This is a genomic window from Mycobacterium avium subsp. avium, assembly GCF_009741445.1.
In the GTDB taxonomy this organism is placed as follows: Bacteria; Actinomycetota; Actinomycetes; order Mycobacteriales; family Mycobacteriaceae; genus Mycobacterium; species Mycobacterium avium.
In genome coordinates this window covers 2,658,654-2,677,150 of record NZ_CP046507.1, presented here as the reverse complement: position 1 = coordinate 2,677,150, position 18,497 = coordinate 2,658,654, and the positions used below count along the sequence as shown (strand labels likewise).

Here is an 18,497-nt window from a genome sequence, read left to right as displayed (position 1 = left end):
AAGGGCTACTGGCCCTTGATGATTCGGGGCGCCAGGTGAACGATCTCGCTGACCACTGTCGGGTTGGCGCGCGACATCGCGATCAGGGAAAGCATTGCGTTGGCCACGTCCTCCACCGTAGACATCTCGTCCGGGATCTGACCCCCGTGCGCCCAGGCGCGGTATAGATCGGCCAGCAGGTCCCGGTCGGCTCCGCGCAGGATCTCGGTGTCACAAGTGGGGCCGACGCTGACCCGGATCACGGCGATCTCGGGATGTTCGGCCCGCCAGGAGCGCAAGATCTCGTCGAGCGCGGCCTTGCTCGCGTGATACGCGGCCACACCCGCGCGGGGGCGGCCTACATCGTGGCTCGACGCGATGACGACCGTCGCGCTGTCGGTCAAGTGGGGGAGGGCCGTCCGCAGTACGTGGGAGGCCCCTACGGCGTTGACGGCGTACGCGTGCAGCCAGGTCTCCACATCGGTCTCTTCGATCAGCGCGAACGGCACCACTGCACTGGTGAAAACCACTGCGTCGAGCTTCCCGAAGTTGGCGGCAACGGCGCTGATGACGGATTCGATGGCGCGCGGATCGGACACGTCGAGTTCGTGGGCCGTTCCACCGAGCCGATCAGCTAGTTCCGAAAGGCGGTCTACCCGCCGAGCGGCGAGGGCCACCGCAGCACCCCTGGAGTGGGCGGCAAGGGCCAACGCCTGCCCGATGCCGGACGATGCCCCGATGATCAACATCCGCGTCCCCGCGATGCTGGAGTGCCGGTCGCTCATTGCCTGCTTCCTTTGGATGTTTTCATGATTGACGGCTGCGCCGACACTACCTTGATTCTCGCATATGAGAATCATTATTCTCAGGCGGGCCGGATCGGCCGCGCTCGACTCGGGCAAAACGGCCGGTTCCGGGGCAGCTGTGCTGCCTTTCGTCGATCGGCGCTGACATGTGCGGTGCGACGAACGGGACGCGTGTCCGTCAGCAAAAGAAACCGCCGGCAAACCCGCGGAGGTCACGGGCAAAGTCTGACCAAATTGGGCGGAAGGCTTGTTTGCGATTTGCGATAGCGAATACTCTCGACGAGACGACCTGCTCGGCGGGTAAGGAAGGACGACCGCGTGACGCAAACCGTGGGCGGCCAGCCGTACTTCCACCCGTCCGACTTCGAGATCGACGACGCCCCGTATCCGGTGTGGCAGCGCATGCGTGATGCCCTGCCCCTCTACCACCACGAGAAGTATGGATTCTGTGCGCTGAGCCGATCCGAGGGCGTCGCGCGCGATCTCACCAGTTGCGACGACTACCGCTCGGGCAAGGGCACCATCATCGAAGTCATCCTCAAGGCCTCCCTCCCTGCGAGGTCATGACGTGGCGAATACCGTTGACTCCAACACTGCTACGGGCTCCGTCGAACCGGTTGATGCCAGCGCGTCAACGCTGCTGACCAGGGCCGGGTGGGGGCTTTTCACCGTCGCTTACCTGGCCTTCGCGGTATTGACCGTCGCGACCGTTCAAACGGGCACTCACGGGGATCCCCGCACCACCAATCCCACCCCGGGCCCCGTGCCATATCCGCACTTCCTCGGGTTCGATAACTGGCCGCTGGTAGTCGCCTTCAGTTCCATTCCGATGGCGCTCGGCCTGATCGGATCGTTGGTGTGGCTCTCGGTGCGACAGCGCAGGCTGCATTGGGCGGTGGTAATCGCGTTCGCAGGCCTGATCACCGGCGCACTGGATCCGTTGGCTAACTGGGCGACGTTCGCGATGTTCGACCCGCGCATGCTGCACTTCCCGCGGTCATGGCCGTATATGAACATCTCGCCCAACCTGGAGCCCGCGTTGTCATTCCTGGGGGGTTACGCGGCCTATTACCTACTCAATGGGCTGGGAATCCTGCAACTGCACGACCGCTTCTTGGATCCTATGGTCCGGAGAACCAGTTGGCTTGCGCGCCATCGGCTTGCCGCGGTTTTCTTCGGTGCGTTCGTGATCGCCATACCGCTCAACGGGTTCGTCCAGTTCAGCTGGTTGAGGTTCGGTATCTTCTACTACTCCGAGGCGGTGGGCCCGACGCTGCGGATCGGCCACATCCATTTCCCGCTCATCATGGCGGTGTACGACTCGTTCATCTTCGCGATGGTTGCCGTCATGTGTGTCCGCGACCAAGGGGGCGAGCTGGTGCTGATCAACCGGATCGCCCGCCGGCTTCCGGCGCGGTCGGGCCACAAACAGGTCACGCTGACGCGCCAGCTCCTCGTTTCGGCTTCGGCGGGCCTCGTATCGTTCGGGGTACCGCTGGCGGTGTTGTCCGGGCTACGGGTCGCGGGGCTGTCCGCACCCGCATATGAGCAGAACCCGTATCCGAATGTCAAGGTATACGACCCGTATGGGCATCTCGAGGAATCGGGCAAGCCGGGGCCCTTCTACACATGAGCCCGATCCGAAGGGTCCCCCACCAGCGTGTCGAATCGATAATCGCAATTTCGTTGATCGGAGGCAGCGGTGATGACTGACCACGGTTTCGGCCGCCATCGAGTCGTCCACATCGGTACGGGTCTCACGGGAAGAGAAGCGTTGCGGGCCACGATTCTCGATCCGGCACTGGACCTTGTCGGGATAAAGGTGTCGACACCGAGCAAGGTCGGCACAGATGCGGGTCGGCTCTGCGGGGTGGCGGACGTGGGAGTGACGGCCACCGACGACATGGCGGAAATCATTGCGCTAAAGCCCGATTGTGTGTCCTACTGTGCGACGGCGGTGCGGCGGGAGGAGGACGCGATCGCGGATATTGCCGCGCTGCTGGAATCAGGGATCAACGTCGTTACAATCTCGACCATCCCGATGGTCTACCCGCCGGCTGCGCCGAAACACTGGCGTACCGCGCTCGATTCGGCCGCGAAGAAGGGCAATTCGACCCTTTACGCTACGGGTAGCGAACCCGGATTCATAAGCCTCAACCTTCCGACCGCCCTGCTCGCCGGCGCGGGCACCGTCGATTCGTATCGGATGGACGAGTACGCGGTGGACTTGGACAAGTCCTATCCGATCTGGGATGTGTTGCACGAGTCAATGGGTTTCGGCAAGCCGGATGGCCACGTACCCGCCCGGATAGCTTCGGGCAAGGTGAATCACGACTGGGAGGCGGTCGTGCGTTACCTTGCGGACGTACTTGGGATCGAACTCGACCGTGTGGAACTCGACTGGGAGACTCTGCTCGCTCCCGTTGATCTACCAACTGCTGTGGGCGTGGTGCCGTCGGGAACGATCTGCGGGCATCGCTGGCAGCTTTCCGGAGTCGCCAACGACCGGCCAGTAGTGGCAGTCCAATATTTCGCGACGGTGAGTTCGACACCGTGGCCCGAACACTGGCCGAAGCCCTCGCGCGTGGAACAGGGCGGAATGGTCTTTCGTGTCGAAGGAAATCCCAGCATGAGCCTGGAACTGTACCTCGAACCGTCCAAGGAAAATCACGTCAATCCGGGAATCACGGCCACCGCGATGGCCGCGGTGAATGCCATTCCTCGCGTGGTGGCCGCAGCGCCTGGCGTCATCGAATGGCCCCTGGCCGGACCCGAGATCGTTACTCGACTCTCCCGCACCGGACGGTGACCCTATTCGCGCTGTTACACGGCGGGCTGCATTACGGCTCCTGCTGGGATGCGGTCACCACGGAGCTGGCGCGGCGAGGCCATCGCGTGATCGCACCTGATCTCCCAGTCGACGACGACTCGGCCGGGGCGCTGAAGTGGGCGCAAGTGGCGATCGTTGCGATTGAGCGAGAAGCTGACGGCGCATCCGACGACGTTGTCGTTGTCGCGCACTCGATTTCGGGACTTTGCGCACCGGTCATCGCCACGCTGTACCCGGTGCGCCGAATGGTGTTTGTCGGTGGCCTCCTGCCCGTCCCGGGCCACTCGTTCGTCGAACACCTGGCCGCCAACCCCGATGCGATCACATTTCCCGAGCCGCAAGAACAAGGTACCGGACCGTTCGGTCTTACCTGGGAATCGGTGCGGGAAGGCTTTTACCATGATTGCCCGGAATCGATGGCACGTCATGCGTTCAGCGAACTACGGCACCAGGCGTTCACCGTGTTCACGGAGCGTTGCCCGATCAGCCGCTGGCCCGATACGCCGTCGACCTACGTGCTCATGCGGGACGACCGCGCCGTGGGGGAGTCGTGGGCTCGGCGCAACGCGGTCGGCAGGATCGGGGCACGGGTCGTCGAATTGGACGGCGGCCACTCGCCGTTCTTTGCCCGTCCGGCCGAGCTGAGTGCGGTGCTGCTAAGCTTGGACGACCCCGACGTCAGCTGAAATTGCAGCTGCGGTAACAAACTTCGACTCATCTGATGCCAGCCACGCAACCGCGTTCGCGACGTCCGCGGGCATCGTCACCGCGTAGGCAGCAGTTGCTTGGTGAAGCCGTATTGTCGATGAGGGTAACGGCGCGGTCCGATGTTCACCGTCTCGCGAAATCCAGCGCGTTGCGGGGCGCGGTGATCGGCAGATCCAGTGATGTGGCGATGCCGGGAGCCGCATCGATGACGTACGGGATGGCGTTGACAACGCGCATGGCCGTCGCCTCCATGGCGTTGTCATTCGCCGATGCCGCGGTGCCTTCGGTACCGAAGCGAAGGTCACAGTGGATGTGCGGTTCACCCTCGATCACGATGCGGTAAGTGCCGTGTGGCGCCGACGCCCACTGCGGCGCCAGGTCGGGAGCCATGCGGTTGATGTGCTCGATGGTGATCACCGGATGGCCGGCGACTACCCCGGTGGTCTCGGCCCTCACTGCTCCGCAGGTGCCGGCCGGAATCAAGCCGCACGCCACGTGTAGGTCGCGTGGCGTGATCACGCGCTCGTAGCGTTCGGTGATCTCGTCGAGTTCGACGTCGAGGGCGCGGGCGACGAGACCGATCGGTGGTCCCCAGGCGAACTGCTGTGCGCCCTCGAGTTCGAGCATCGGTTTGAAATCCAGTGGGCGACCGAAACCCATGGCGTCGAACATCAGGTACTCGTTGGGATAGGCCGAGTAGTCAAAGATCTCTTGTGCACGGACCGAGCGGATCGTGTTAGACAGGGTGGACAGTATGACGGCGAACTGGTCGCCGGCGAAGCCGGGTTCGATACCGGACGTGTATATCGTGGCGCCGCCGGCGAGCGCCGCGGCCCGCACCTGATCGGCCAGGTTGGGAATCCACCGGTCGGGAAACATCATTCCGGGCGTGTTGGTCGTGACCACATTGATGCCGGCCCTCAAAATGCGGAGATAGTCGCGCACCGCGGCCGCATCCATTTCGTCGCTCATGGCCGCATACACCACGCAGTCGGGCTTGAGCTTGATGATGTCGTCGAGATCGGCGGTGGTCGTGACGCCGATGGGGCCGACCCCGACTACCTCACCGGCGTCGCGGCCCGCCTTCTCGGGACTGTGCACCCATACGCCGACCAGGTCGAGGTGTGCGCGGCGGTTGATCGCGCGCAAGGCGATGCTGCCCACTCCACCGGTGGATATGACTGCGACGCGTAAGATTTGGTCTACCACGTCAATTGCTCCTTCGTAGGGTGCTTTTGCGCTACAGGTCGGGAATTGGCAGGGACGAATTCGGCCCCTGGAGGCCACCGTCGACGATGAAGGTCGAATTGGTGGCATAGCAATCGCGGGTGGACAGATATAGCGTCAGTCGGCCGAGGTCCGCGACGTCGCCGATACGATGCAGGGGCGTCAGCTCCTTCAGCTTCTCCTCGGAGCCCGGCATGAGGTCGAAGCTTGACTGCAGTCCGGTCGTCATAAAGGCGCCCAGGGCGATGGCATTTACCCGGATCTTGGGGGCGAGCTCCTGCGCCATGGCTCGGGTCAGAGCTTCGAGCCCGCCCTTGGCCACGGAATAGGGCAACAATCCACGGATTCCGAATCGACCTGCACCGGAGGAGATGTTTACGATGGAGCCCCGTCCCACCTTCAACATGTGGGGCACCGCGAGCTGGCTCATGATGAAGGCAGAAGTGACGCAGTAGTCGAACGTCTGCCGAAGGTTGTCGTCGGTGAGGCTCAGAAATGGGCCATACGTTGCGAAACCAACGTTGTTGACAAGGATGTCGATTCGGCCGAACTTGTCGACGGCGGTTTGCACCACGCGTTCGCTGTCCGAACGTTTGAGTGCATCGGCAGTGAGCGCGAGGCCTGTACCGCCGGCTAGTTCGATATCCTTGACCGTCGCTTCCACCTCGGACGAAGTTCGTGCCGTGCCAACGATGGTGGCGCCCGCTTCTGCGAGTACCTTGGCGATGCCTTCGCCGACGCCGCGTCCGGCGCCGGTGACTATCGCCACCTGACCGTCCAGCTTGAATTGTTCGAGTGCCATGAGCGCCTCTCCGCACGGGTTTTGGGTTCGCAGCGGCGAATCTACCGTAATGAGAATCAATATTTCCGGTTATCGGAAAGCGCCCTTTAGGGTGTCGTAGAGTCGTTCGTATGCCGCAGCCACAGTTGCACCACGTCGTGTTCGCGATCGGCCTCGAGCGGCTCGACCGCGCTGCGGAGTACCTGAGCGCATTGGGCTTTCAGTTCGAGGCTTTCGAGCTCGAGCACCTCGGCCTGCAAATCCGACTCGACTGGGACCGCGGTTTCGAGCTCATCGCTCCCACCGCGGCTGCACCGACGGACGGGGGCACCGCGGCGGAGTTCTTGTCCCGCAACGGCGACGGCCTGTTCTCTGTCGTGATACGTACCGCGGATTGTGATGCTGGCGAACACATCGCGGCGCGATACGGCGTCAAGTCCGACTTCCGGCAGCGGCACGAAGGTGACGGCTTCGAGCTGACCGAAGTCAAGCTGGAGCCGTTGTTCGGCATTCCGTTGACACTGATGACCACGAATATGGCAGACGGGCAGCCGGTCACCCCTTAGGGTGCGCCAACAGTTCGCTGAGCTGTTGCGCCAGCTCCGACTTCTTGACCTTTCCGCTCGCGGTGAAAGGGAGTTCTTGCTTCGCGGTGACCCAGATGAACTTCGGAACCTTGTACGCCGACAACCGGCCACGCAGTTGCGCCCGCAAGGACTCGCCGTCGAGCGCCGAGTCGCCGCGCGGTACCACCGCCGCCGCGACCACCGTGCCGTGCTCCTCGCTCTCGGCGCCCACCACGTATGCCTCCAGCACGCCGTCGCAGTCGGCCAGCGCCCGCTCGACCTCGCTGGGTGTGATGTTGGTGCCGCCACCCGTCTTGATCAGATCGCCCAACCGACCGGTGAACCTGATCCAACCGTCGTTGTACTCGACGCCGCAGTCGCCCGTCCGGTAGTAGCCGTCTGGAGTGAACACCTCTTCGCGCTCACGTTTGTGCAGGCGTTGCATCAACGAGTATCCGCGAACCCAGATTTCGCCCGGCGCGCCGACGGGCACCGGCCGCCCCGTGTCAGGGTCGACGATCAGATGGTGCAGCCCTTCGATGGATACGCCACCGGTTTCGGACCGCTCGGGCGGCTGCGGCACATAGGGGTCGACCCCAATGTGGTTGCCGCACAGTTCCGTCATCCCCAGCGCGTTAGGTCCCTTGGGTCGACGCGCGGGCGGCACCATCGCGGGCATGCTGGTCCGTTGCACCGAGCTCAGATCGCGTCCAGGAAAATCGGGATGCTCGGCCAGAGTCTTGCCCTGCTGGGGCCAGCCCAGCGTGATCGTCGCCCGGTGGCGCTCCATGAGTTCCAGGGCCTCGGCCGCGTCGAACGCGGGCTGGGTGACCAGCGTTGCGCCGTGGTGGATCACGGCATGCAATCCGGTGATCAGACCTCCCACCCAGAAGAAGGGCATGGCGGTGAACATCACGTCGTCGTGGGTGACCCCATAGGTGAACGTGAGGTTGTAGGTATGCCGCACCAGCGCGCCGTGGGTGTGGACGGGACCCTTCGGGTCTCCGGTACTGCCCGAGGTGTAGATGATCGTCGCGTCGTCGGCCGGCGTTACGCACAGTTCCACATCGACCAGGAAGTCGGTGTCGCTGGCCGACATGTTGCCATCGCCGTCGATCGTTGTCGTCCAGGCCTGATCGGATGGCCCCCACACGGCAACGGTCCGCAGGAACGGCGCTTTGGGTACGGCGATGCGGCCCGGCTCGCGCTGATCCGACAGCCCCGGCAGCGCCTCCCGGAGGCGGGCGAGGAAGTCGTGATTGCGGAACCGCGACCACGTCAGGATCGCGTGCAGGTCGGCATGGCGTGCGGTCCAGGCGAGTTCGGACGCCTGGTAAAAGGTGTTGAGCGGCACCGCGACCGCGCCGATGCGTGTGGTGGCGAACCAGGCCAGGGCCCAATCGACGCTGTTCGGCATCAAGATTCCGACGTGATCGCCCTTGCTTATACCCTCCGCCAGCAGGGCGATCGCCAGCGCAGCCGAGCGCCGGTCGAGGTCGATATAGGTCAATTCCTGACCATCGGCGATGAGGAACGGCTTGTCCCCGAAACGTGCCGCGCAGGATCTCACCAGAGCGGGAATCGTGGGCAAGATCTTCGGGAAGGGCATGAGCGCAGGATAGTAGCCTTTGCAGAAAACGAGAACAAAGGTTCTCATTCGTTGCTTTCGGCCTACAATTCCGCCATGGCCGCAGAAGCGGGGCGTCGGTCCACTGGCGATCGTTTGGACCGGGTCGAATCGAGTCTCGCGATCAGCCAGCTGCCCAGTAGATACGCGATGGCCCTCGACGCCCGGGATCTCAACGCGCTGGTGGCGTTGTTCGTCGACGACGTCGACGCCGGCGCGGAGGGCCACGGCAGGGATGCGCTGAAGCGTTGGTACGACCGGGTACTTCGGCGGTTCTACCGCAGCATCCACCTGATCTGCGGCCACCAGTTCGATTTCATCGACCCTGACCACGCGACCGGATCGGTGTATTGCCGCGCCGAACACGAGGACGGCGACGGGTGGTTTGTGATCACGATGCGTTACGACGACGTCTACGAGCGCCGCGGCGGCCAGTGGTGCTTCGTCAAGCGGCGGGAGCATCCTTGGTACTCGGTCGACGTGACGGAGCGCCCGGGTCCGGAATTCATGCGCTGGCCGACCGACGTTCGGTTGCGTGCGGCCATGCCCCAGCGCATGCCGACGTGGCGGGCCTTCTGGGCCGACGGAGATCCCGCGCTGCCCGAGCGGTTATCGGCGCGCCCATAGCCTCCGGCGCCGGTTGCCTCACGCGCCGACGCGGTTTACAAATCCGTTCGAAACTGACATTCTCACATAATGCAATCGTGCGTTTTCGCCGTTGCAAGCCTGCCGGTGCGCTCGCACCCGTACCACTGAGACCAATGGAGGCCGTCATTTCCGACGACAAAGTGCTCAGCGGCGTCCGCGTGTTGGAGGTCGCGGCGTGGACCTTCGTCCCGTCGGCCGGCGCCGTGCTCGCCGAGTGGGGCGCCGAGGTTATCAAGGTCGAGCCCCGCGAGGGCGGTGATCCACAGCGTGGCCTGGTCACGATGGGCATCGTGGACGAGGGCGGCGGCACGGTCAACTACATGATCGAGATACCGAATCGGGGGAAGAAGTCGATAGGCGTCGATCTGAGCACACCCGGCGGCCAGGACGTCATCCGTAAGCTCGCTGCCACGTGCGACGTATTCCTCACCAGCTATCTGCCGACTCGCCGCAAGAAGATGGGCATCGACGTCGACGACATCAGGGCAGCGAATCCCGGCATCGTGTACGTGCGCGGGTCAGGCCACGGCCCGAAGGGTCCCGATTCGGACAAGCCTGGCTACGACGGCGTCTCCTACTGGGCGCGCGGCGGCATCGCCGCCATGCTCACCGAAGACGGCGACGAGTTGGTGCGGTCGCGGCCCGCCTTCGGAGATCTCCTCGGGGGCATGGCGATCGCCGGCGGGATCGCGGCCGCTCTGTACAGGAAGGCGACCACCGGCCAGGGTTCGGTGGTGGATGTCTCCCTGCTCGGGCTGGCCGCGTGGAACCTCAGCCCCGACGTCGCGGTGAGCCAGATTCACGGTGGCAGCTCGATCCCGAAGTACAGCCACGCCGACGCACCCAACCCTCTGGTGGGGACCTACCGCACCAAGGACGACCGCTACGTCCAGCTGATGATGCTGCAACTCGACAAGTTCTACCCGGAAGCGATGCGCGCCATCGGCCTGCCCAAATTGGTCGAGGATGAGCGGTTTGCCAGTCCCGCAGCACGTTTCGCCAACCGCACGGAACTCATCTCGCTCATGGACGAGGTGTTCGCAAAACGCACACTCGCGCAATGGCGCGAACAGCTGGCCGAACTCTCTGGCGCCTGGGGGGTTGTCCAAACCCCCGGAGAACTCTGTGATGACCCGGCGGTGACCGCCAACGGCTATGTCGCGAACACCGCCACGATGAACGGCTCGCCATACTCGTTGCCCACAAACCCCGTCCAGTTCGACGAACGGGCCGTTGTCCCGCCGGGCGCACCCGAACACGGCCAGCACACCGAAGAGGTCTTGATGGAGGCAGGCTTGGACTGGGACACCATCGCGACCTACAAGGAAACCGGGGCGATCCTATGAGTGCAACGCCATCGCAGATCGCTTCTGAGAATCCTGTTGATTTCGACCCGTTCTCGGACGACTTCTTCAATGGAGCGTTCGACACGTACCGTCGGCTGCGCGACGAGGCTCCCGTTTATTACAACGCAAAGTGGGACTTCTGGGCCTTGACCCGTTACGACGACGTGGCGCCCGCTACCAAAGACTACGAAACCTTCTCGTCTGCCAAGGGCGCCACGCTGGACATGGTGCAGGCGCACGACGATGCGCTGCCGGTGCCCAAAGTGATCATCTCGATGGACCCGCCCGAACATCAGAAGATGCGCCGGCTGGTGAGCAACGTGTTCACCCCCCGCGCCATCGCCGCGCTGGAAGACATGGTGCGCGAGAAGGTCTACGAGCGCATTCATGCGCTCGACCCGTCCTCCTTCGACGTGGTAGCCGACTTCTCGGCCCTGTTTCCGAACGAGGTCATCACCACCATGCTGGGAGTGCCGAAGCAGGACCGCGACCAGATTCGTCTCTGGCTCGATCTGCTGCTTGAACGGCGCCCCGGTGAGATCGCCACCACCGCAGAGGGTTTCGAGGCCTCGACGAAGACGGGGATCTATTACTACAACCTGGTGCAGAAGCGCCGTGCCGAACCCTGCGACGACATGATCAGCCGGCTCATCGAGACCGAGATCGAGCGAGACGGGCAGGTCGAGAAGCTCACCGATGTGGATATCACCGGCTTCGCGACCATGCTCGGGGGAGCGGGCGCGGAGACCGTCACCAAGCTCATCGGCAATGCCATGGTCGCCTTCGCCGACTTTCCCGACCAGTGGCAGAAGTTGCAGAAGGACCGTAGCAAGATTCCGGCCGCGATCGAAGAGTTGCTGCGCTACGAAGCGCCGTCACAGTACCAGGTCCGCACCGCTACCCGCGATGTGACGTTGCACGGCAAGACAATTCCCGAGGGTAGCGCCGTCCTGCTCGTCACGGGTTCAGCGACGCGCGATGAGCGGATGTTCCCTGATCCTGACCGATTGGACATCGACAGGGAGCGCAAAATGGGCTTCAATCTCGCCTTTGGCTACGGCATACACAGTTGTTTGGGGGCCGCGTTGGCGAGGATGGAGAGCCGCATCGCCCTAGGCGCGCTGCTCGATCTCCTCCCCGAGTACGAAGTCGATCGCAGCGGGTTGCGGCGGGTGGCAATGTCCAATGTTTGCGGGTGGTCCAATGTCCCCGTGCGCAGAATTAGATGAAGTGTTGCGGACGCCGACATTGGCCAGGCGGTGATCGAATTGGCCGACCTCGCCGACGCCGGCGACGTGATCGCCGGAGAATTGCTGGCGTGGCTGTACGCGCGGCTGGCGAGATACAAGTGCCTCGGTCGATTTCATTCACGCGGTGCCTCCCGCGCACCGACGCGTGAAAGTTGAACAAGCATCAGCTCGCCCGAGAACTCGAATCGTGCAACAAGAGCCGGGGTCGGCGAGCGTGAATGGGCTGGAGTCGAGCTGACAGCACACAGTCGACGGAGGCCCAGGGCCGGCCGCTGCGATCCGACGCTAAACGCGATCGAATCCCAAAGATGATCGTGCGCGACGTCAGGGGAACGTCACGACGACCTTGTCCGCGGCGCCGGGGGTGGCCGCCAGCCGCAGTGCCTCCTCGACGTCATCGAACGGAATTGTGTGGCTGATGATGACGGCGTACTTCTGCCAGTTGGCCACCAGATCCTTTGTCACCTCGAAGATTTCGTCCGGGTATCCACAGGATCCGACGATCTCGATTTCGTTGCCCATCACGTTGAGCAGCTCCACGGACACGGGTTCCTTGTGGACGCCCACGATGGTCAATCGCGCGTCCCGCTTCGCCGCCGACAGGACGGTGTCGACGACGGCGTTCGCGCCAGCAGCGTCGAGGTAGACATCAGTCCCGACCCGACCGCCGAACATCGACTCGCCCTCGCCGTGCAGTTCCAAGAGCCGGGTGACGACGTCCTCCTCGGTGGGATCTATCACGGCGTTGGCGCCGACCTGCAGCGCCTTTTCGAGACGGCCCGAAATTGGGTCGACCACGACCACGTGGCCCACGCCGAGCGATTTGAACGCCAGTATTGCCCCGAGGCCCACCGGTCCGGCGCCGAAGACGACGACCTTGTCTCCGGTTCGAGGGTTGCAGCGATTGGCGCCGTGCAGGGCGACGGCCATGGGCTCGTTGAGCGCTGCGACCTCCCACGGTATGTGGTCGGGTATGACCTCGAGACTGCGTCCCCGCGCCGCGTTCTCGATGAGTAGGTACGGTGCCAACGCCCCTGTGGTGCCGCCGTTTCCGATGATGCCGCTCGGGGCGCTCATCGGGTTGACGACCACGTGATCGCCGACCTGGATCCCTACGACGTCCGCGCCCACCTCGACGACTTCACCGGCGGGTTCGTGGCCCAGAGGCATGCGACCCTGCATCGGTGGGACCCCGCCCATGGATATGTAAATCCCGTCGGACCCACACACGCCGCAGGCACGCATTCGCAACAGGACGTCGTTCGGTCCGGTTTGCGGCTTCGGAACATCGAGTAACCCCGTCTCGCCGACGGCAATGACTGTCGCTTGCTTCATGGCATCGGCCGATCGCCGTCAACGCGCGCAGGATCGGCCGCCCCCATGGCGAAGAAGCTCTCCATTACGGGCTGCATCACGCGGTTGACGAGTTCGATCCGGGGACCGATCAGTCCTTTGCAGTACGCCCAGAGCGTTTCGCCTTCGGGGGTTAGACCCCGCCCCTCGACAGCAAAGTGATTTGCTCGCAGCGCCGCGATGTCGTCATCGATGTCGTCGGACCAGTATCCGAGGTGGTGTAGGCCCGAGGTCGAAGGGGTCCACAGGGTGTTGGGAACGGCCTGGACGAGTTCCAGTCGTGGTTCGGTCAGTGAGAACGCCAGCCGTAGGGGGATGGTGTCGACCCGGCCGTCGAGTTCGACCGTCTGGTCCACCTCGAAAGCCTGAGTCCACCGGTGACCGACTACGTCGGTGAGGAAAGCCATCTCGGCGTCGAAGTCTTCGACGACGAGTCCGCAGTGGTACAGATCGTCTGCCTTCATTCTCGTTGCCCTTCTTCCATTTTCATTGCCTTTCTTCGTGCGCGTTGTGGGACGGCGTTCAGATGGACGCGAGTAGTTGCCGCGCCGCTTCGATGCCGGGACGCAGTCGCTCGGCTGCCCCGGTACCGGCGAGGGCCGCCTCGCGTTGCGGCATCTCCAGGCCGACGACGACGTCCCTGGGGAGCTCGGCCAGGTACTCCTTGAGGGGCACCTCACCGGCGCCGGGGACCAGTCGCTCGTTCATGGCCTCGAAGTTGTAGTCGTCGAATCGGCTGGTCATAGTGGTATCGGACAGCTGGATGTATCCGATGCAGGCCGCCGGAATTTCTGCGAGGTCTGCGGGTCGCGTGCCCAACCGGGCGATGTGCATGGTGTCGATCAGCAGGCGGAATTCGGGCCGGTCGACGTACTCGACCACCGTCATGCCCGTGCGGAGGTCTCCGATGGTGAAGCCCGGCACGACCTCCGTGACTGTACTCATTCCACGCTGGGCAGCCATCTCGGTGATCGCGGCGAACTCGTCGCAGCTTCGGCGTAGATCGGGTTCGAAGCTCACGACATTGACCTTCTGGGCGCCGAGCTCGGCCATCAGGTCGAGATCGGCTGCCAGACTGGCGGAGTCGCGTTCGGGCAGGATCAGCAGTCCCTCGCCCAACGAGATTTTCACACCGGTATCGGCCAGGGCGGCGATCACCTCGCGCCGCAGACGTGTGTCGTCCTTGAGCGAATACGTCGGGTAACCCAATTCGGGCAGCGGCACCCCGTACAGCGCCGTGGAGATGTAGTGGCAGCCCAACTCCGCAGTGAGAGAGATGAATTCGAGTGGCGGCATGCCGAAGATGCTCAGGAATTCGATGCCCAGCCGGTCCATGGTGTACTCCGATCGATGTGATTTCTCAGGCGCCCAGCATGATGAGGCCGCCATCGACGGCGAGCAGTTGGCCGGTGATGAATCCAGACCCCTCGCCGACTAGGAAAACCAGCAGCGGAGCAAGGTCTGTGGCCGGGTCGCCGAGGGCTCCGCGCAATGGGATGGCCAACTTCAGGTTCTCGTCCATGAACGCCGAACCTTCCGGACCGAGAAAGCTACGCAGGCGGTCGGCTCCGGGCGTCTGCATCGCCGGCGCGATCGCGTTCACGGTGATGCCTTCACTGCCCCAGGCCTTGGCGGCGGAGCGCGTCCACGCGTGTACCGCTCCCTTCGTGGCCGCGTAGACCGCCGAGATGGGACTGCCCATGACCGCTTCTGCGGAGCCGAAATTGATGATCCGGCCTCCTGAGCCCTGCATGATGCGGTGAGCGGCTTGATTGACGTGAATGGTCCCGCGCACATTGATCGACACGAGCCGATCGATGTCCGCGTCGGTAATCGTTCCCGCGATGCCCGGTAGCCACAGGCCGGCGGCATGAATGACGGCGTCCAAGCCCCCCATGGCTGCCGCCGCTGCGTCGACCGTCTCGTCCACGCTGTTGACACTGGTGACGTCGCAGCGAAGCCAGGAGGCTGGGGATCGCTCGGGAGCCGGCGCCTCATGGAAGGTGGCGACAACGTCGGCGCCGGAATTCACGAAGACGTCGACGATGGCCGCGCCGATGCCCGTGGCCGCGCCGGTAACCAAGACTCGTCTGCGACCGGATATGTTCGCACCTGTCCCGGGCATGTCACGGAGTCCCTTCAAGTTCGATGTCGAAGGCGGCTAAGTACTCGTCGAACACGGGCCGGATCCCGTCGACGGTCAAGCCGTACTGCTCCAATGAGTAGGCGGCAGAACCGAACCGATCTTGAGGATGTTCGGCAAGCCATCGACGCATCCGCTGAACGGTGTCATCGGTGAGTTCATCGCCGGCCCAGTCGTACAGACTGCGCATCACTGAAATCGGATCACGCATCATCTCCGAGTAGTACATGTCGAAGAAGCGGTCATCTCCGATGCGCTCGCGGACTCGAAGCGGGCGGGTGACGTGCGCGCGCATCTGATCCGTGGCCTTGCGGCCGAGCGCGCGGCGGTCGATGTCTGCTTCACGCATCACCACCTGCTGGGGCATCATCAGCAGGTTGCACAGCGAACCCGTGGCCTTGAACGGGTCACGATGGGCCCAAATCATACGCACGTCGGGGAATACGGTCAGCAGGGTTTCGATGTGCACCGCATGCGACGGCATTTTCAAGTTCCAGGTGCCAGGCGCCTTCGACTGCAGGATTTGCAGCACCAACTTCTGATACTCGTAAGTGCTCGTCATGTCCGCTTCGCCGATGAGCCACTCGGAGTATCGAGCAGTGGGCTGCCATGATTCCCACGACAGGGCCTTGAAATCGGCGGCGTGGATGAACATGTCCTCGGTCGGACCATCGGCGTCTTCCCAGTGCGGGATGGCAACTTTGGCCTTCCGCACCATCTTCAGCATCGCCTGCTGCTCTTCAAGGAGGGCCAAGCATCGCGGATCACTCTTCAAAGTTGCAGTGGTCGCGGGCGGCACCGGGTGGATGCACTCCCAGTGCAGCAGCGAGCGGCGTGCCGGGTCTTCGCCCAGTAAATAGCTGATCACGGTGGTACCTGTGCGCGGCATCCCAAGGGTGACGAGGGGCCGTTTGATCTCCTGCTCGCGCACTTCGGGGTGGCGCTTCGCGTAGTCGTGCACTTCCAGGCGGCTCGCGAGGACCCGCGCGAAGTTGCTGATCAGGTATTCGCGACCGGAGTCGGTGACCAGCGGCGAGGAGTGAATTTCGTCGAGCAGGATCGCCAATCCTTCGCGCCAGGAATCGGAATCGATTTCGTGTAAACCGCTGCGCTGCTGCGCGAGGCGCAGGACGTCATCGGGGCTGCGGACCGCACGGTAATCCACCGCGGACGGCGTGTCGGTGCTCATACCGTCAGGTACCCTCCGTCGACGGCGATGGTGGCCCCAGTGATGTACCGGGCCGGTTCACTGCACAGGAAAAGCACTGCCGCCCAACAGTCTTCAGGCTTTCCTGGACGCCCGAGCGGAGTATGGAATCCGATTTCAACATCGACGACTTGCGGGAGATTGATACCGGGGTCGCTCAGTCGCGTGTGGATGAGGCCAGGTGCGACGGCGTTGACGCGGATGCCGTCGTTGCACCAGCGTCGCGCGAGATTCCACGTCAGTGCGGTGAGTGCCGCTTTCGACGATCCATATCCCGGTGACAGGATCGCCGAGCGGAAGGCCGACATCGAGGTGGTGTTGACGACGTTGGCTCCGCCGGGTGCCGTGCTGCTCTTGAGCAGACCCTCGCATGCCATAGTCAAACGCATCGCTCCGAAGAGGTTCTGCGTCAGGGATAGGGCGAAGCCCTCGGGGGTCCATTCATCCTTCCACTCCGGGAATGGACCGCCCGCGTTGTTGACCAGGATGTCCAGTTCTCCAAGCGACGCGGCGAGGTCGTCGACTGATTTTTCGTCGCGGATCTGGCATTGCCGGTAGGTGAATGCGCTCAGGTCATCGTCATAGTCTTCGGTGGAGGCACGGGTCCCGGTGATGGTCACGGCGGCACCCGCTTTGGCGAATTGGGTGGCAATCTCCTGTCCGATGCCGCTCGTGCCACCGGTGACGAGAACCTTGGCGCCGGCGAAGTCGAAGGTGACCGCGTTCATGCCGATAATCCTTTGATGGAGTGCTGGATCCAGGCCTTCACCCAGAAGTTGTCTGCATCGCTGAGCAGACGCTCGTGTGCGGCAATGGCGACGTCCTTGGCGGCCGCGTTGGTGTCGTCGCCGGCCAGAATTAGATCGGTTAGGTGCAGCGCCTCGACCGCCTGGCCGGCGTCTAAACGCGAGCGGGCGGCCGCGACGAGCCGTTCGGCGCCAGCGGCCGCCACGACGTCCGGCGCGACCGACCACGGCGGGATGGGGAACAGCTCGGTGGTGGAGCGGTGGTGGAACCAGCCGCCGTAGAGCTCCCAGATGGCGCGGGAGTTCCACGTGGTCCGCCCATAACCCTCGCCGACGTCGAAACGTTCGGGCAGCCGGATTTCGTTCATCAGGCTGTAGATATCGGAGCCCGACACCATGGCATCGATGACGCGGTCGTGTACCCACTGCATGGCATCGCGCATGGCGGTGACCTCGGTCGCGATAAGGTCGGCACCTTCGATGGGGTCAAAGTGCCCGGTGATGAGGCGATCGGGCTGCAGGGACAGCACCAGATCGAGCGCCTCGATGTACTGGATCGGATCGCGATACCGATCACCGCGGATCGTCACGAGATTTGGCACGTGACCGAACAGCGGGCCAAACAGGTTACCGGTGAACAGGACTCGGCTGTCTGGTAACCATGCGACCAGTGCATCGGTGGTTTCGCCTCCGGGCGTCCAGTGCAGGTCCACTTGCCTCCCGCCGACGTTCAGACCCAGGTGACGATCGAACGTGATAGTCGGTTCAGGAAAAGACATGTCGAAGAGCGACATGTCGACGTCCTTGAGGTGTTCGAGGGTTGCCCTGGTGAATTTCTCGAAGGCGAAGGCGGTGTTGCGCACACGGGCCGGCATTAGTCGTTCGTTGTCGTCGCGCCAGTAGTAATAGTTGGCGTGCATCACCACCGCCGTGTCCGGGTCTCGGAGCGCGGCCGCTCCGCCCCAGTGATCAGCGTGGCCCTGCGTGACGATGATCGTGTGGGTCGGCCCCGGCACCGCCTGGTAGGCGTCGCGATGCAGTGGCCCCTCGTAGAAAACTCCGGTGTTGATGATGATCCGCCCGCTGCCGGTCTCTACGGCATAGGTGTTCGACACTCCCGGTGACATCCAGATGCCATCGCCCAGCGACGTCGCTGGCTGACCCGATGCGGCAGCAATCGCCTCGACGCCGGGTCGGCGGTGATGAATTGACCCCATACGCCGTACTTCCTCTCCGCCAGCCGCGCGGCGTGGTTCAGCCGGCCGGACTTTGCTATATCG

Annotated in this window: 19 protein-coding genes; 8 read left to right on the top strand and 11 right to left on the bottom strand. The window is 63.6% G+C overall.

The window, feature by feature from the left end; all coding sequences use genetic code 11:
* Positions 1-5 precede the first annotated feature (5 nt).
* Positions 6-764 (bottom strand): SDR family oxidoreductase, encoded by a 759-nt coding sequence (locus MAA44156_RS12465; protein ID WP_009976099.1) that lies wholly within the window; start codon positions 762-764, stop codon positions 6-8.
* A gap of 339 nt (positions 765-1,103) precedes the next feature.
* On the opposite strand from MAA44156_RS12465, the gene MAA44156_RS12460 reads away from it, so the two are divergent.
* From MAA44156_RS12460 to MAA44156_RS12445, 4 genes are all read left to right on the top strand, one after another.
* Complete coding sequence (locus MAA44156_RS12460) at positions 1,104-1,352, top strand: hypothetical protein (RefSeq protein ID WP_009976100.1); 249 nt, start codon at positions 1,104-1,106, stop codon at positions 1,350-1,352.
* A gap of 1 nt (position 1,353) precedes the next feature.
* Positions 1,354-2,418 carry a spirocyclase AveC family protein gene (locus MAA44156_RS12455; protein ID WP_023879871.1) on the top strand — a complete coding sequence of 355 codons (1,065 nt, stop codon included), beginning with the start codon at positions 1,354-1,356 and terminating at the stop codon, positions 2,416-2,418.
* Positions 2,419-2,670: 252 nt separating this feature from the next.
* Positions 2,671-3,594: a dihydrodipicolinate reductase gene (locus MAA44156_RS12450; RefSeq protein ID WP_014379733.1), complete on the top strand. Its 924-nt coding sequence runs from the start codon at positions 2,671-2,673 to the stop codon at positions 3,592-3,594.
* Positions 3,591-4,301 (top strand): alpha/beta fold hydrolase, encoded by a 711-nt coding sequence (locus MAA44156_RS12445; RefSeq protein ID WP_009976107.1) that lies wholly within the window; start codon positions 3,591-3,593, stop codon positions 4,299-4,301. The genes MAA44156_RS12450 and MAA44156_RS12445 overlap by 4 nt, the downstream gene beginning before the upstream one ends.
* 145 nt (positions 4,302-4,446) lie before the next feature.
* Here the strand turns inward: MAA44156_RS12445 and MAA44156_RS12440 are convergent, their stop codons facing one another.
* Both MAA44156_RS12440 and MAA44156_RS12435 read right to left on the bottom strand, forming a co-directional pair.
* On the bottom strand, positions 4,447-5,502 hold the full coding sequence (locus tag MAA44156_RS12440; protein WP_080552562.1) for an NAD(P)H-dependent amine dehydrogenase family protein: 1,056 nt from the start codon (positions 5,500-5,502) through the stop codon (positions 4,447-4,449).
* A gap of 61 nt (positions 5,503-5,563) precedes the next feature.
* The gene (locus MAA44156_RS12435) at positions 5,564-6,352 is read right to left on the bottom strand and encodes an SDR family NAD(P)-dependent oxidoreductase (protein ID WP_009976108.1); all 789 of its coding nucleotides are present in this window, start codon (positions 6,350-6,352) and stop codon (positions 5,564-5,566) included.
* Positions 6,353-6,462: 110 nt separating this feature from the next.
* Here MAA44156_RS12435 and MAA44156_RS12430 point away from each other — a divergent pair, with 110 nt between their 5' ends.
* Positions 6,463-6,897: a VOC family protein gene (locus MAA44156_RS12430; RefSeq protein ID WP_009976109.1), complete on the top strand. Its 435-nt coding sequence runs from the start codon at positions 6,463-6,465 to the stop codon at positions 6,895-6,897.
* Here MAA44156_RS12430 and MAA44156_RS12425 read toward each other — a convergent pair.
* The gene (locus MAA44156_RS12425; protein WP_009956520.1) at positions 6,887-8,506 is read right to left on the bottom strand and encodes a class I adenylate-forming enzyme family protein; all 1,620 of its coding nucleotides are present in this window, start codon (positions 8,504-8,506) and stop codon (positions 6,887-6,889) included. The two genes, MAA44156_RS12430 and MAA44156_RS12425, sit on opposite strands and share 11 nt — an antisense overlap.
* A 114-nt stretch (positions 8,507-8,620) precedes the next feature.
* On the opposite strand from MAA44156_RS12425, the gene MAA44156_RS12420 reads away from it, so the two are divergent.
* The 3 genes from MAA44156_RS12420 to MAA44156_RS12410 all read left to right on the top strand — a co-directional run bounded on the left by MAA44156_RS12420 (position 8,621) and on the right by MAA44156_RS12410 (position 11,747).
* Positions 8,621-9,151 carry a nuclear transport factor 2 family protein gene (locus MAA44156_RS12420; RefSeq protein WP_009956519.1) on the top strand — a complete coding sequence of 177 codons (531 nt, stop codon included), beginning with the start codon at positions 8,621-8,623 and terminating at the stop codon, positions 9,149-9,151.
* Between the two features lie 134 nt (positions 9,152-9,285).
* Complete coding sequence (locus MAA44156_RS12415) at positions 9,286-10,518, top strand: CaiB/BaiF CoA transferase family protein (protein ID WP_009976112.1); 1,233 nt, start codon at positions 9,286-9,288, stop codon at positions 10,516-10,518.
* Entirely contained in the window at positions 10,515-11,747 is a 1,233-nt protein-coding gene (locus tag MAA44156_RS12410; RefSeq protein ID WP_009976113.1) for a cytochrome P450, read from the top strand. Before MAA44156_RS12415 ends, MAA44156_RS12410 begins: the two co-directional genes overlap by 4 nt.
* A gap of 345 nt (positions 11,748-12,092) precedes the next feature.
* On the opposite strand, the gene MAA44156_RS12405 is transcribed toward MAA44156_RS12410, so the two are convergent.
* The 7 genes from MAA44156_RS12405 to MAA44156_RS12375 are packed head-to-tail and all read right to left on the bottom strand — an operon-like array spanning position 12,093 to position 18,434.
* The gene (locus MAA44156_RS12405) at positions 12,093-13,103 is read right to left on the bottom strand and encodes a zinc-dependent alcohol dehydrogenase (protein WP_014384317.1); all 1,011 of its coding nucleotides are present in this window, start codon (positions 13,101-13,103) and stop codon (positions 12,093-12,095) included.
* The gene (locus tag MAA44156_RS12400; protein ID WP_009976118.1) at positions 13,100-13,585 is read right to left on the bottom strand and encodes a VOC family protein; all 486 of its coding nucleotides are present in this window, start codon (positions 13,583-13,585) and stop codon (positions 13,100-13,102) included. Before MAA44156_RS12400 ends, MAA44156_RS12405 begins: the two co-directional genes overlap by 4 nt.
* A gap of 58 nt (positions 13,586-13,643) precedes the next feature.
* The gene (locus MAA44156_RS12395; RefSeq protein WP_009976120.1) at positions 13,644-14,456 is read right to left on the bottom strand and encodes a sugar phosphate isomerase/epimerase family protein; all 813 of its coding nucleotides are present in this window, start codon (positions 14,454-14,456) and stop codon (positions 13,644-13,646) included.
* 25 nt (positions 14,457-14,481) lie between these two features.
* Positions 14,482-15,246, bottom strand: a complete 765-nt coding sequence (locus tag MAA44156_RS12390; RefSeq protein ID WP_029248439.1) for an SDR family NAD(P)-dependent oxidoreductase — start codon at positions 15,244-15,246, stop codon at positions 14,482-14,484.
* A gap of 1 nt (position 15,247) precedes the next feature.
* Positions 15,248-16,453 carry a sulfotransferase family protein gene (locus tag MAA44156_RS12385; RefSeq protein WP_009976124.1) on the bottom strand — a complete coding sequence of 402 codons (1,206 nt, stop codon included), beginning with the start codon at positions 16,451-16,453 and terminating at the stop codon, positions 15,248-15,250.
* The gene (locus tag MAA44156_RS12380) at positions 16,450-17,199 is read right to left on the bottom strand and encodes an SDR family NAD(P)-dependent oxidoreductase (protein WP_009976125.1); all 750 of its coding nucleotides are present in this window, start codon (positions 17,197-17,199) and stop codon (positions 16,450-16,452) included. The genes MAA44156_RS12385 and MAA44156_RS12380 overlap by 4 nt, the downstream gene beginning before the upstream one ends.
* Complete coding sequence (locus MAA44156_RS12375; protein WP_014384318.1) at positions 17,196-18,434, bottom strand: alkyl sulfatase dimerization domain-containing protein; 1,239 nt, start codon at positions 18,432-18,434, stop codon at positions 17,196-17,198. The genes MAA44156_RS12380 and MAA44156_RS12375 overlap by 4 nt, the downstream gene beginning before the upstream one ends.
* Positions 18,435-18,497 lie beyond the last annotated feature (63 nt).

Excerpts from the sequence above, each read along its gene's own strand:
- MAA44156_RS12465 (WP_009976099.1), bottom strand. The coding sequence starts at position 764 with ATGAGCGACCGGCACTCCAGCATCGCGGGGACGCGGATGTTGATCATC.
- MAA44156_RS12435 (WP_009976108.1), bottom strand. The coding sequence starts at position 6,352 with ATGGCACTCGAACAATTCAAGCTGGACGGTCAGGTGGCGATAGTCACC.
- MAA44156_RS12430 (WP_009976109.1), top strand. The coding sequence starts at position 6,463 with ATGCCGCAGCCACAGTTGCACCACGTCGTGTTCGCGATCGGCCTCGAG.
- MAA44156_RS12425 (WP_009956520.1), bottom strand. The coding sequence starts at position 8,506 with ATGCCCTTCCCGAAGATCTTGCCCACGATTCCCGCTCTGGTGAGATCC.
- MAA44156_RS12415 (WP_009976112.1), top strand. The coding sequence starts at position 9,286 with ATGGAGGCCGTCATTTCCGACGACAAAGTGCTCAGCGGCGTCCGCGTG.
- MAA44156_RS12410 (WP_009976113.1), top strand. The coding sequence starts at position 10,515 with ATGAGTGCAACGCCATCGCAGATCGCTTCTGAGAATCCTGTTGATTTC.
- MAA44156_RS12405 (WP_014384317.1), bottom strand. The coding sequence starts at position 13,103 with ATGAAGCAAGCGACAGTCATTGCCGTCGGCGAGACGGGGTTACTCGAT.
- MAA44156_RS12400 (WP_009976118.1), bottom strand. The coding sequence starts at position 13,585 with ATGAAGGCAGACGATCTGTACCACTGCGGACTCGTCGTCGAAGACTTC.
- MAA44156_RS12395 (WP_009976120.1), bottom strand. The coding sequence starts at position 14,456 with ATGGACCGGCTGGGCATCGAATTCCTGAGCATCTTCGGCATGCCGCCA.
- MAA44156_RS12390 (WP_029248439.1), bottom strand. The coding sequence starts at position 15,246 with ATGCCCGGGACAGGTGCGAACATATCCGGTCGCAGACGAGTCTTGGTT.
- MAA44156_RS12385 (WP_009976124.1), bottom strand. The coding sequence starts at position 16,453 with ATGAGCACCGACACGCCGTCCGCGGTGGATTACCGTGCGGTCCGCAGC.
- MAA44156_RS12380 (WP_009976125.1), bottom strand. The coding sequence starts at position 17,199 with ATGAACGCGGTCACCTTCGACTTCGCCGGCGCCAAGGTTCTCGTCACC.
- MAA44156_RS12375 (WP_014384318.1), bottom strand. The coding sequence starts at position 18,434 with ATGGGGTCAATTCATCACCGCCGACCCGGCGTCGAGGCGATTGCTGCC.